The organism is Staphylococcus agnetis (assembly GCF_002901865.1).
Lineage (GTDB): Bacteria > Bacillota > Bacilli > Staphylococcales > Staphylococcaceae > Staphylococcus > Staphylococcus agnetis.
On the sequence record NZ_PPQF01000056.1, the window covers coordinates 71,791 to 85,794 of the forward strand.

Annotated in this window: 11 protein-coding genes; all 11 read left to right on the forward strand. The window is 36.4% G+C overall.

Annotated features, from left to right (window positions below; all coding sequences use genetic code 11):
• The first annotated feature begins 244 nt into the window (after nt 1-244).
• The 11 genes from coaBC (at nt 245) to rpe (ending at nt 14,004) form a co-directional block, all read left to right on the forward strand.
• The gene (coaBC, locus tag CD172_RS08875; protein ID WP_103346138.1) at nt 245-1,462 is read left to right on the forward strand and encodes a bifunctional phosphopantothenoylcysteine decarboxylase/phosphopantothenate--cysteine ligase CoaBC; all 1,218 of its coding nucleotides are present in this window, start codon (nt 245-247) and stop codon (nt 1,460-1,462) included.
• On the forward strand, nt 1,459-3,870 hold the full coding sequence (priA, locus tag CD172_RS08880; protein WP_103346139.1) for a primosomal protein N': 2,412 nt from the start codon (nt 1,459-1,461) through the stop codon (nt 3,868-3,870). Before coaBC ends, priA begins: the two co-directional genes overlap by 4 nt.
• A gap of 197 nt (nt 3,871-4,067) precedes the next feature.
• Complete coding sequence (def, locus tag CD172_RS08885; RefSeq protein WP_103346140.1) at nt 4,068-4,556, forward strand: peptide deformylase; 489 nt, start codon at nt 4,068-4,070, stop codon at nt 4,554-4,556.
• On the forward strand, nt 4,549-5,481 hold the full coding sequence (gene fmt, locus CD172_RS08890; RefSeq protein WP_060550875.1) for a methionyl-tRNA formyltransferase: 933 nt from the start codon (nt 4,549-4,551) through the stop codon (nt 5,479-5,481). The genes def and fmt overlap by 8 nt, the downstream gene beginning before the upstream one ends.
• Complete coding sequence (gene rsmB, locus CD172_RS08895) at nt 5,482-6,789, forward strand: 16S rRNA (cytosine(967)-C(5))-methyltransferase RsmB (RefSeq protein ID WP_103346141.1); 1,308 nt, start codon at nt 5,482-5,484, stop codon at nt 6,787-6,789.
• Nucleotides 6,789-7,883, forward strand: coding sequence for a dual-specificity RNA methyltransferase RlmN (rlmN, locus tag CD172_RS08900; RefSeq protein ID WP_037564763.1), 1,095 nt, complete (start codon nt 6,789-6,791; stop codon nt 7,881-7,883). Before rsmB ends, rlmN begins: the two co-directional genes overlap by 1 nt.
• A gap of 5 nt (nt 7,884-7,888) precedes the next feature.
• Entirely contained in the window at nt 7,889-8,632 is a 744-nt protein-coding gene (locus tag CD172_RS08905) for a Stp1/IreP family PP2C-type Ser/Thr phosphatase (protein WP_103346142.1), read from the forward strand.
• Entirely contained in the window at nt 8,629-10,605 is a 1,977-nt protein-coding gene (gene pknB, locus CD172_RS08910) for a Stk1 family PASTA domain-containing Ser/Thr kinase (RefSeq protein ID WP_103346143.1), read from the forward strand. The genes CD172_RS08905 and pknB overlap by 4 nt, the downstream gene beginning before the upstream one ends.
• Before the next feature lie 301 nt (nt 10,606-10,906).
• Complete coding sequence (locus CD172_RS08915; RefSeq protein ID WP_103346144.1) at nt 10,907-12,184, forward strand: cytochrome P450; 1,278 nt, start codon at nt 10,907-10,909, stop codon at nt 12,182-12,184.
• Between the two features lie 294 nt (nt 12,185-12,478).
• Nucleotides 12,479-13,354 (forward strand): ribosome small subunit-dependent GTPase A, encoded by an 876-nt coding sequence (gene rsgA, locus CD172_RS08920; RefSeq protein WP_060550880.1) that lies wholly within the window; start codon nt 12,479-12,481, stop codon nt 13,352-13,354.
• The gene (rpe, locus tag CD172_RS08925; RefSeq protein ID WP_103346145.1) at nt 13,354-14,004 is read left to right on the forward strand and encodes a ribulose-phosphate 3-epimerase; all 651 of its coding nucleotides are present in this window, start codon (nt 13,354-13,356) and stop codon (nt 14,002-14,004) included. The genes rsgA and rpe overlap by 1 nt, the downstream gene beginning before the upstream one ends.

Below are 14,004 nucleotides of genomic sequence, written 5' to 3' on the forward strand. Positions count from 1 at the left end.
ATATATGATTTCACCTTTACGGATAACCTTCAAAATTCATGGAATATGAACTTTGAAGGTTTTTTAAAATCCAAAAAAGCACGTGATAAAGTAATGATATGCATCATGTGTGGCAACATCATGCGTAGATGAGTGTGTAAATGCGCTACAACCATGATTAGAATGTGTTGTGAATGACAAACAAGTGAAATCATTAGTAACCTATATTATAATCAAATCAAGTGTTTTTACGGGAGTGGAAGAAATGAAAAATATATTACTCGCAGTTACAGGTGGTATTGCTGCGTATAAGGCTATTGATTTAACAAGTAAATTAACACAAGCGGGCTATGTTGTTCGTGTCATGATGACTGCACATGCACAAGAATTTGTGACCCCTTTATCGTTTCAAGCGATTAGTCGACAACCTGTTTATACGAATACGTTCATTGAAGAAAATCCAGAAGAGATTCAACATATCGCATTAGGTGATTGGGCAGATTTAATTGTTGTTGCGCCTGCAACGGCGAATACGATTTCTAAACTTGCACATGGTTTGGCAGATGATATTGTCACATCGACGTTACTTGCTACTACCACACCGAAATGGATTGCGCCAGCAATGAATGTCAATATGTATCAAAATCCACGTATCCAACATAATATGAAAATTTTATCAGAAGATGGTTACCATTTTATTGAGCCTGGTGAAGGGTTTTTAGCGTGTGGCTATGTGGCTAAAGGTCGAATGGCAGAACCTATTGATATTGTGGAAATGATTCAACAGACTCCCCATTTTGAACCTATGCCATCTGAACCGATCAATGACACGGTATCTTACTTTACCAATCAACATGTTTTAATTACTGCAGGACCTACTGTGGAAGTTATTGACCCAGTGCGTTTCGTTTCGAATCGTGCCTCTGGAAAGATGGGTTACGCAATCGCTGATGCACTAGTGGCGCGTGGCGCACACGTGACATTAATTTCAGGACCAACATCTATTGAGCCACCTCAAGGTGTTAAATTCATCCCTGTTCAAAGTGCTCAAAATATGTTTGATGCCGTTTTAGCGCATTATAAAACGCAAGATATTATTTTCAAAACGGCAGCTGTTTCTGATTACACGCCATGCCAACCTTTAGAACATAAAATGAAAAAACAAGATGGTAATGTAAACGTTGAATTTAAACGAACTGTGGATATTTTAAAATTTTTAGGTGAAGAAAAAACCCATCAAAAGCTTGTAGGGTTTGCAGCTGAAACAGAAAATGTCGCTCAATATGCACAAGATAAATTGAAACGCAAACATGCCGATGTTATCATCGCTAATAATGTCGGCGACACGTCCATCGGTTTTAGTTCAGATGAGAATGAAGTTACAATGTATTTTAAAGACGGCCATGCTGTACCTATTTCAAAAGGGGCTAAAATAGATATTGCACGCCAAATTTTAGATACTTTAGAAGGTGAGTGGCAATGACGATTGCTCAAGTCATTGTAGATGTTGACGCTAAGCGTGTAGACCGCACGTTTGATTATCGGATACCTCATGATTTACTGTCTGTAGTGCAACCTGGGGTAAGAGTCGTCGTTCCATTTGGACCACGTAAAATTCAAGGCTATGTCATGGCGTGCATTCCTGATGATGAAGCGGAGTATGATTTATCTAAAGTAAAAGCTATTCTTGAAGTAAAAGATATTCAGCCTGAACTCACTGAAGAATTAGTGCATCTAAGTCAATGGTTTAGTCATTATTTTATATGCAAACGTATATCTATTTTAGAAACAATGTTACCAAGTGCTATTAAAGCAAAGTATCAAAAAGTATTTCAAATCAATGAAGGGACAGAACTTCCTGAAAGCATTTCTAAATATTTTGACCGCAATGGTCAATACACCTATCGCCAAGCACAAGCAGATCAAATGATTCAAACATTGCGACCGTATTTGGAGAATGGACATATTTATGAAGAAACAATATTGCAGCAAGCAACTGCCAAAAAAACACAAAAAGCAGTCAAAGTTTGTGATATTGCACGTGCTGAAGCACGATTAGAGACGTTAAATAAACAACCTAAACAATATGAACTATTGGCTTTTTTACTAGATGAAAGTCACAGAGATGTCTATTTACAAGAATTGTTGGAGATTGGCTTTTCGAATTCATCTATTAATACTTTAGTAAAACATGGTGTCATTGAAAAATATGATGCAACGATAGAACGTGATCCATATAAAGGACGCGTGTTTGAAGCTGAATCAAAGCGTGTATTGACTGCTGAACAACAAACCACATTTGACCAACTAAAGCGTGCCACAGAAAGTCAGACGTCTGAAACGTTTTTACTGCATGGTGTTACAGGTTCCGGGAAAACTGAAATATACCTTCAAATCATTGAAAAAGTGTTAACAGACGGTAAAACTGCAATGATGTTGGTGCCAGAGATTGCATTAACACCTCAAATGGTGAACCGCTTTAAACGTCGATTTGGAGATGAAGTGGCAGTCCTTCATTCCGGATTGTCTAAAGGTGAGCGATACGATGAATGGCGAAAAATTAGAGATGGTCGCGCACGTGTTAGTGTTGGCGCGCGCTCTAGTGTATTTGCGCCCTTTAAAAACTTAGGAATGATTATTATAGACGAAGAGCATGAAGCAACGTATAAACAAGAAGATTACCCGCGATACCATGCGCGCGATATTGCAGTTTGGCGTGCCGAATATCATCAATGTCCGCTCGTTCTAGGCAGTGCTACCCCAAGTCTTGAAAGTTATGCGCGTGCTGAAAAAGGCGTATACCAGCTATTGTCCATGCCATCTCGAGTCAATCAACAGCCTTTGCCAAATATCGATATAAGTGATATGCGCGAGGAACTTGCGAATGGAAATCGCTCAATGTTTTCAGATAAGTTGAAAACAGCGATTCAAATGAGACTCGATAACAATGAGCAAGTAGTACTGTTTTTAAACCGCCGAGGATATGCATCTTTTATGTTGTGTCGTGATTGCGGTCATGTACCACAATGTCCAAATTGTGATATTTCACTAACCTATCATAAATCATCCGATCAACTAAAATGTCATTATTGTGGGTATCAAACACAAGCGCCGTTTCAATGTCCTAGTTGCGAAAGTGAACACATTCGACAAATGGGGACGGGAACCCAAAAAGTTGAAGAATATTTAAATGAAATGTATCCTGAGGCGCGTATTATTCGAATGGATGTAGATACAACAACACAAAAAGGGAGTCATGAAAAATTACTGAAGCAATTTGGTGAAGGTAAAGGTGATATTTTACTAGGAACACAAATGATAGCGAAGGGTTTAGATTTTCCTAATATCACTTTAGTAGGTGTTTTAAATGCAGACACGCTACTTAATTTACCTGATTTTCGAGCTAGTGAACGCACATTTCAATTGTTAACACAAGTGGCAGGGCGTGCAGGTAGACATGAAAAAACTGGCGAAGTCATTATTCAAACGTATAATCCTGAACATTATGCAATTCAAGATGTCAAAATCGGTGATTATCTGAATTTTTATCAAAAGGAAATGAAGTATCGTCAATTGGGTCAATACCCACCGTATTATTATTTAATCAATTTTACGATTACACATCAAAATATGAAAAAGGTGTTAGAAGCTGCCACACATATTCATCAAATATTAATTCAACATTTATCTGATAAATCCCTCATCCTAGGGCCTTCAGCAGCAGCAATTCCGAGAATAAATAATGAACATCGTTTCCAAGTGTTAGTGAAATATAAAAGTGAACCGTCACTCATACATGCGTTAACCTATTTAGATGATTTTTATCATGAACAATTTGTAAAAGAGAAATTGTCTTTAAAAATCGATATCAATCCTTTTATGATGATGTAAATAAGTGTGAAACTTTTAAAAGTGAAACATTGAAATCTATCCGATTTCTGTTTCACTTTTTTTATGATAGTTTCGCATTTATTAAAAGTGATTCAACATTGTAATACAATCGTTATGTGCATATCGCATGTACGTCATCGCAATTTTATAAAATTTAAGCTATAATATAATGATGAATTTTAATAGGAGATTTGGACATGGCAATTAAAAAAATATTAACGGACACACATCCCTTAATTCGAAAAAAGGCAGCGCCTGTGACGACATTTGATCAACGTTTGACTCAAATTATTCAAGATATTGAAGATACGATGTATGCAGCAGGTGGCCAAGCGTTGAGCGCACCACAAATAGGTATACCACTTCAAATTGCGATGGTAGATATGGAACAAAACGGACTACTACAATTAATTAACCCTGAAATAGTGCGCGCATCGGATACGACAACAACTGAACTAGAAGGATGTTTAAGTGTGCCAAATCGTTTTGGAGAAGTGACGCGAAGTCAAATGATTACAGTAAAAAGTAAAGATATTTATGGAAGAGATGTTGAGTTAACGGCGTATGATGATATTGCACGCATGATTTTACATGAAATAGATAATCTTAATGGCGTATTATTTACTGATATTATGGATAGAGAAATTACCGAAAAAGAATTGGAGGCCTACTACGACAATGAGTAAAATTATTTTTATGGGTACACCTGATTTTTCAACATCAATTTTAGAAATGTTAATTGAAACGCATGACGTTATAGCAGTGGTGACACAACCTGATCGCCCAGTGGGTCGAAAACGTATTTTAACACCACCTCCAGTTAAGAAAGTTGCGGCGGCACATGATTTGCTTGTATTACAACCTGAAAAACTTGCACACTCTGAAGAACTTGAGACGTTATTAAATATGGAATGTGACTTAATTGTGACAGCTGCGTTTGGTCAATTATTACCTAAAGAATTATTAACACACCCTAAATATGGTGCTGTAAATGTGCATGCTTCATTATTACCTAAGTACCGTGGTGGGGCGCCTATTCATCAAGCAATCATAGATGGTGAAAAAGAAACAGGTGTCACAATTATGTATATGGTACAACAACTTGATGCCGGGAATATTATTTCACAGCGTGCAATACCTATCGAAGATGAAGATAATGTGGGCACAATGCATGATAAATTAAGCGCATTAGGTACAACACTTTTACAAGAAACATTACCGAGCATTTTAAATGGTACCAACTCAAGCGTACCTCAAGAAGCATCAAAAGTTTCATTTGCATCAAACATCCAACGTGAAGATGAATGGATTGATTGGCAACAAGAGGCACGTCAAATTTTCAATCATATCCGAGGATTATCCCCATGGCCTGTAGCGTCAACATCTTTAGAGGGGAAAACAATGAAACTGTATACAGCAGAACTCGTGCCAAATGTTTCAGGACAACCGGGTAAAATTTTGCAGACAACAAAAAAAGCGATTGTTGTAGGTACCGGTTCTGATGATAGTATTGCGTTAACAGAGATCCAATTAGCTGGTAAAAAACGCATGCCTACTGCTAATTTTTTAAGTGGTTACCAAGATGAATTGGTCGGAAAGGAACTAGGATAAATGACTTCAGTACGTGCATTAAGTCTTGATACAATTGAAGCGGTTTTTAAAGAAGGCGCATATAGTAATTTAAAAATCAATGAAGTCTTAAACCAAGTGCAGTTAAATCCTAGTGATCGCGGTCTTTATACAGCACTCGTTTACGGAACCATTCAACGTAAATTAACATTGGATTACTTTTTAAAGCCATTTTTGAAAACGAAGATTAAGGGATGGGTAAGACGATTGCTATGGATGAGTATCTATCAATTTGTCTATATGGATAAAATACCTACGCATGCCATCATTAACGAGGCGGTTTCAATAGCTAAAAAGCGTGGAGGCCGACAAACAGGTAACACGGTTAATGCGATTTTAAGACGTTTGACAACTGAATCACTGCCCCAATTAAGCACCATTAAGAATGACATAGAGCGCTTATCAATTATGTATAGTATACCGGTTTGGATCATTAAACATTGGAAAACACATTATGGCATAGATACTACAGAAGCCATTGCGCAAGAAATGTTAAAACCAGTTGCGCAAACTGTGCGAGTTAACCAAACATTGATTACCGTTAACGATGCTATGAAAGCACTTGAAAGAGAAGGATTTCATATCGAACAAGATACGGAGTTAAATGAGTGTTTACATGTTTCCAATGGGTCAGTCATACATGCGCAGCTTTTTAAAGATGGTAAAATGAGTATTCAAGATAAAAGTTCAATGTTTGTAAGTGCGATTTTAGCGCCACAACATGGCGATCTTATTTTAGATTGTTGTAGTGCACCAGGTGGTAAAGCTTGTCATACTGCAGAAATGTTGAATGGAACTGGACATGTAGAAGCGACAGATATACATCCGCATAAAATTGAGTTAATTCAACATAATATCAATAAACTGAAGTTAAATAACATCTCGACGTATGTTCACGATGCGACAGAACCTTATACAAAACAATATGACAAAATCATTGTAGACGCACCTTGTAGTGGTCTAGGCGTGTTGTGCCACAAGCCTGAGATTAAATATATGATTACAGAACAAGATGTGACATCACTAGTTGATTTACAACTTCAAATATTAGAAAATGTATCGCAACACCTCAAAGTAGGTGGCACATTGGTTTATTCCACATGTACCATAGAACAGATGGAAAATGAGAATGTAATTTATTCTTTTTTAAAGGCACATCCAGAATTTGAATTTGAAGTTTTTGAAAATCCAAAAACGAATGAACGTATTAAAACACTACAATTATTACCGCAAGATTTTAATACAGATGGCTTTTTTATTACTAAAATTAAAAGAAAGGAACATGCGTAATGATCACTGCTGATAAGAAAAAGAAAAACAAGTTTTTACCTGATTTCGAAAAACAATCGATCTATTCTTTACGGTTTGATGAAATGAAACAGTGGCTTCAAGAACACGGTCAACAAAGTTTTCGCGCTAAACAAATCTTTGAATGGCTGTATGGTAAACGTGTAAATACTTTTGAAGAAATGACGAATTTATCTAAAGATTTACGCCAACTACTTGCTGACCACTTTAGTATCACTACGTTAGAAACAGTTGTAAAACAAGAAAGTCGAGATGGCACGATTAAATTTTTATTCCAATTACAAGATGGTTACACTATTGAAACAGTATTGATGCGCCATGATTACGGAAATTCTGTGTGTGTGACTACACAAGTAGGATGTCGAATCGGTTGTACATTTTGTGCATCTACGTTAGGCGGGCTTAAACGTAATTTGGAAGCTGGGGAAATTGTATCTCAAGTTTTAACAGTGCAAAAAGCACTAGATGAAACAAATGAACGTGTTTCATCAATTGTTATTATGGGAATTGGTGAGCCGTTTGAGAATTACGATGAAATGATGGACTTTCTTAAGATTGTCAATCACGATGAAGGCTTAAATATTGGTGCGCGCCATATTACAGTTTCAACTTCAGGGATTATTCCTAGAATCTATGATTTTGCAGATGAATCATTACAAATTAATTTTGCGGTAAGTTTGCATGCGGCGAATAATGAAATACGTTCTAAACTGATGCCAATTAACCGAGCGTATGATGTCAACAAATTAATGGAAGCGATACAATATTATCAAGAAAAGACGAACCGTCGAATTACGTTCGAATATGGCTTATTCGGTGGAGTTAACGATCAAATTGAACATGCACGCGAACTTGCAGCATTGATTAAACCATTAAATTGCCATGTGAACTTAATTCCAGTAAACCATGTGCCAGAACGAAATTATGTAAAAACACCTAAAGATGATATTTTTAAATTTGAAAAAGAATTAAAACGATTAGGAATCAATGCTACAATAAGACGTGAACAAGGTTCAGATATCGATGCAGCATGTGGTCAATTACGTGCAAAAGAACGTGAAGCAGAAACGAGGTAGAATCGATGTTAAACGCAGAATTATTTTCAGATGCTGGTTTTTACCGAGAACAAAATGAAGACGCAGGTGGAATTTTTTACAATCAAACGGATCAACAATTGCTTGTCATTTGTGATGGTATGGGTGGTCACCAAGCTGGAGAAGTTGCATCACAATTTGTCGTTGATGCACTTCAAAAGCGTTTTGAGGAAGAAAATTATATTGAACAAGAAAACGCGGAACTGTGGTTAAAGCAAACTTTACAATCTATTAATCTTGATTTATTTCTTTTGTCAGAGAGAGAACCAGCTTATCGCGGTATGGGGACAACATGTGTATGTGCGTTAATTTATGACCATCATATTGTTGTTGCGAATATTGGTGATTCAAGAGCATATTTGGTAAATGGTCGTTATTTTGATCAAGTGACAATTGATCATACATTTGTGAATCAACTTGTCATGTTAGGTCAAATTACACGAGAAGAAGCTTTACATCACCCTAGACGTAACATTATTACAAAAGTAATGGGAACAGACCGTCGCGTAAGTCCTGATGTTTTTACAAAACGCATTCACTTTTACCAATATTTGTTACTTAATTCTGACGGTTTAACGGATTATGTCCCTTTACAAGCCATACACGATGTACTCAATGAATCTATGACATTGACTGAGACAGGTGAGGCACTTATCGCACTTGCGCAATCTTATGAAGCTAAAGATAATACTTCTTTTGTTTTAGCAGAAATTGCAGGTGATCCTGTATGATTGGACGCATTATAGATGAACGTTATGAATTAAAACATATCTTAGGTGGAGGCGGCATGAGCAATGTTTATGTCGCTTGGGACCGTATTTTAAAACGACAAGTTGCTGTAAAAATGATACACGTTCCGCCAAATGAAAAACATGAGACCATTGCACGTTTTGAGCGTGAAGTTCAAAATACGACATTATTATCACATGAAAATATAGTGAGTGTGCTTGATGTTGGTGAAGAAGATGATTGCTTCTTTTTAGTGATGGAGTATATCGAAGGTCCAACACTTTCAGATTATATTAAATCTCATGGTCAATTAGCGCCTGATAAAGCCATTAAATTTGCTGAACAAATTTTTAAAGGCATTCATCATGCGCATGAAAAAGGGATTGTACATCGAGATATTAAACCACAAAATATCATTATTGATCGTAATCAAACACTTAAGATTGTTGATTTTGGAATTGCAAAAGCATTAAGTGAAACAGCGATGACCCAAACCAATCATGTCGTAGGTACGGTTCAATATTTATCTCCAGAGCAAGCTAAAGGTGAAAAAACGGGTGCACGCTCGGATATTTATTCTTTAGGTATTGTTTTGTATGAAATGCTTATCGGACATCCTCCCTTCAATGGTGAAACACCTGTGAGCATTGCTATTAAGCAAATTCAAGACCCAGTGCCTAATGTATCGGATACACGGCATGATGTGCCACAAGCTTTAAGTAATGTGATATTAAAAGCAACTGAAAAAGACCAATCTAAAAGGTATGGGTCTGTTGCTGAAATGCGCCATGATTTAAGTTCGACGTTATCTGAAGCAAGAGCACATGAAACGTTGTATCAACCTAATGAAAGTGCAACGAAGACCATTACACTCGATAAAAACGCAATTAAAAACGAACCATCTCAACCAAAATCAGTTAAAGAGACAACCCAAATACCTGTAGTAACGACGACACCCCACTCTAAAGCACCAGTGAATGAAGGATATCAAAAACGTTCAAGAGGGAAGAAAATCCTTTTTGGATTGATATTCACTATTTTATTCTTCAGCTTATTTATTTTTGTAGCTGCTGCAATGATGGGTGACAAATATAGTCAGGTGCCTGACCTACGTGGCAAAACAGAGGCTGAAGCTGAGAAAATGCTTAAAGATAATAACCTTAAGGTAGGACGTATTTCACAAGATTATAGCGAGCACTACGCCAAAAACCATGTTATGAAAATACAACCTGACGTCGGTGAGAAAGTTGAACAAGGCACAAAAATTGACCTTGTCATTTCTAAAGGTGAACATATTGAAGTCATGCCAAATCTCATTGGACAATCCAAAGCAGATGCACAAAAGACCTTAGAAGAATTGGGCTTTAAAAATGTGCATTTTACAACTGCGTACACGCAACATGACATACCTAAAGGTAATATTGAAGGACAAAGTATTACGCCTGGTCAAAAAGTTTCAGTTTCTAAAGAACGTGTTGAAATTACAGAGTCTCTCGGTAAACGAAAAGTTTATGTTGACGACTACACAAATAAAAAATTCTCTTCGGTGAAAAAAGAACTAGAAAATAAAGGTCTGACAGTACATGTTGAATCAGAACGTCATGATGATACGGTTAAAGAAGGGGATATCATTAATCATTCGCCACGTAAAACTGAGGTGGATGAAGGTAGTACCGTTAACTTTATCGTATCGAAAGGTGATAAATCTAAAGATGATGAATCATCACCTGATAAAACATATTCTGAGTCATTTACGATTCCATATACGGGTAAAAATGATAAACCTCAAAAAGTTGAGATTTTTAAAAAAGACAAAAATAGTAATGGCGCCTCACCAATCCAATCATTCACAATCACAAAAGCTACGACTCAAAGTTTGAGCTTTGTTATCGAAGAGGGTGGCGAAGCGAGTTATATTGTAAAAGTTGATGGTAAAACGGTGAAAGATGAAACAATCGCCTATGATGATATTTGATATCATGATTTCAAAAATGAGATAGTAATAATATGAAAACCTTCAAAATCAACAATGATATTTGGAGGTTTTCATTATTTTAGAGTATTTTAGTGTGTGCGACATTCGGATTAATGTTTCTAATTATAATGAAGAGGATTTATCAAAGAGTAGGATTATTTCTTGTATAATACAACGTTATTTATATACATAATTGAAATGTCCTTAACCCATTGGCAGCCTCTTTTTTATTAGATTATTGAGATTGATTCACGTTATAATGGGGTAGAATGAAAGAAAATGTAATACGGGGGGAAGTAAAGTGGCAAAGCAACTACCAAAAGATCCAGGATTGGATAACACATTTAAAGTTTTAAAAGAGGCATATACATATGTACCGTGCCGCTTAGAAAAATTTAATTCTAAAGCATTTCAAACAACAGGTATGGGCATGAAGCCTATTGCAGTGATTAGTGGGAAAGAGGCTGCAGAGTTATTCTACAATAATGATGTCATGCAACGTGAAAAAACATTGCCTAAACGTGTGGTGAATACTCTGTTTGGTAAAGGTGCCATTCATACGACAAAAGGCAAAGTACACGTGGATCGTAAAGCATTGTTTATGTCTCTAATGACAGAAGAGAATTTAAAGTATTTACGTGAACTTACTCGTAATCATTGGTTTATGCATACAGAACATATGCAAAATCAAAGAGAGGTTAACATTTATAAAGAATCCATCTATGTTCTAACTAAAATTGGTTTTAGATGGGCGGGCATCCATCAAACCGCTGAAGAAGCTGAACAAAATGCAAAAGACATGGATATTATGATCGATTCATTCAAAGGTCTTGGCCAAACTATCGGTGGAGGATATCGTAAAGCTAAAAAAGCACGTGCACGTGTGGAACAATTCTTAGAAAAACAAATCATTGCTGTGCGTAAAGGTAAAATTAATGCTGAACCAGGCACTGCTTTGTATGAATTTGCACATTGGGAAGATTATAAAGGTAACCCTATGGATGCGCGCTTATGTGCGATTGATTTAATGAATGTTGTGCGTCCACTTGCAGCAGTGAACCGATTTGTAAGTTATGCAGTTAAAGCGATGATTGAATATGACCAAGAGCGTATCAAATTACAAGTGTCAGATGATCCTAACTATGCATATAAATTTGCCCAAGAAGTTCGACGTATATTCCCGTTTGTACCGTTCTTACCAGGTAAACTCAAGAAAAATATTGAATTTGATGGGTATCGTATTAAAAAAGGAACTTTCACACTGTTAGATGTTTTTGGTACGACACATGATCCAGAACTTTTTGAAAATCCTTACCAATTTAATCCAGACCGTTTCGAAAATTGGGATGGCAGTCCGTTCGATTTAATTCCTCAAGGCGGAGGCGATTTCTATACAAACCATCGTTGTGCAGGTGAATGGATGACTATTATTGTAATGGAAGAAACGATTAAGTATTTTGCGAATAAAATTGATTTTGAAGCCCCTTCACAAGATTTATCTGTGAAATTAGACCAATTCCCAGGTAAAGTGACAAGTGGTACAATTATTCAAAATGTGCGTCCACGCGTACAACGATAATCTATTATAGCGGCTAGGACTTTGATGTCCGCCGCTTTTTTGTCTTAAAAGCCATCGATGAACGTTGAACGCTTCAATGGGTAGAAATCTTCTTAACAGTATGGTAAATATGTGGCCAAAAGAATAGCAGTTCTTGATTACGCTTTATGGTGCTGATAGCCTATTATAAAATGTTAATTTAACTTAAAATCATCGTAAATGTTATAAATATATGTAAAAAGTTTCTTTCACATGTGCATTCATAAAAACCTTTGCTATAATGAATCTGAAATCATCATTAAACGAGGTGCAAATGTGAAAACAGGACGTATTATAAGATCGATAAGCGGTGTCTACAGAGTTGATGTGGATGGTCAATTATATGATGCAAAACCTAGAGGGCTATTTAGAAAAAAACAAATATCACCAATTGTTGGTGACATTGTTGATATCGATGACGAAACGCATGCATCAGGGTACATTCAGCATATCCACCCACGAGACAATGAGTTAAAACGTCCACCTGTGAGTAATATAGATTTACTCGTAATAGTTATGAGTGCGGTATCGCCTAATTTTTCGACGCAGTTACTTGATCGTTTTTTAGTGATTGGTCACTCTTATGGGTTAAAGCCTCGTATTGTGGTGACAAAAAAGGATTTAGCTTCTGATGATGAGGTGCGGTCGGTTAATGAGATATTAGAAGTATATAAAAAAATAGGTTATGCGACACAATTTATCGGTAAAACAGATAAAGCAGAGGATATTTTTAATGAATGGGAACCAGGACTTGCTGTTTTAAGTGGACAGTCAGGTGTAGGGAAATCTACGCTATTAAATAAATATCAGCCTACATTCAATATTGAAACTAATGAAATATCAACATCATTGAATCGTGGGAAACATACGACAAGACATGTGGAATTATACCCCCGTCATAATGGATTTATTGCAGATACACCAGGTTTTAGTGCTTTGGACTTTGATCATATCGACAAGGACACTTTGAGAGATAATTTTATCGAAATTAGTCAATACGGTGCATCATGCAAATTTAGAGACTGTTATCATACGAATGAGCCTAAGTGTCATGTTAAAAAAATGGTAGAAGAAGGTGAAATTGAACCTTTTAGATATCAACATTACGTACAATTACTCAATGAAATTTCAAATCGAAAGGTGAAATACTAATGACTAAAATTTTTCCTTCTTTATTATCAGCTGATTTTATGAATCTTGAAAAAGAAATTGAAAAACTAACTGAAGCCGGTGTAGATGGCTTACATTTTGATGTAATGGATGGTCAATTTGTGCCAAACATCTCAATTGGGTTTCCAATTTTAGAGGCGTTACGGGCAAAAACAATATTACCTATAGATGTGCATTTAATGATTGCCAATCCTGAACAATATATAGATACATTTTGCGATAAAGGTGCAGATAAAGTTTCAGTGCATCTAGAAGCGACACCGCATATTCATAGAGCGGTACAAAAAATTAAAGCACATGGTAAAGAAGCCGGTGTAGTGATTAACCCAGGTACACCTGTATCGCAACTCCATAGTATCTTACACGATGTTGACTTTGTTTTAGTAATGTCTGTGAATCCGGGATTTGGCGGTCAAACATTTATTCCGCAAGCTGTAGACAAAATTAAAATGCTCGATGCGTTTAGAACAGAACACCAACTCAATTTTAAAATTGAAGTGGATGGCGGTGTCAATGATCAAACTGCTCAATCCGTTATTGAGGCCGGTGCAGACTGGCTTGTAGCAGGTTCTTACTTTTTTAAGTTTGATGCGTACGATGTAGCTCTAAAACATTTAAAATGTGAGGGATAA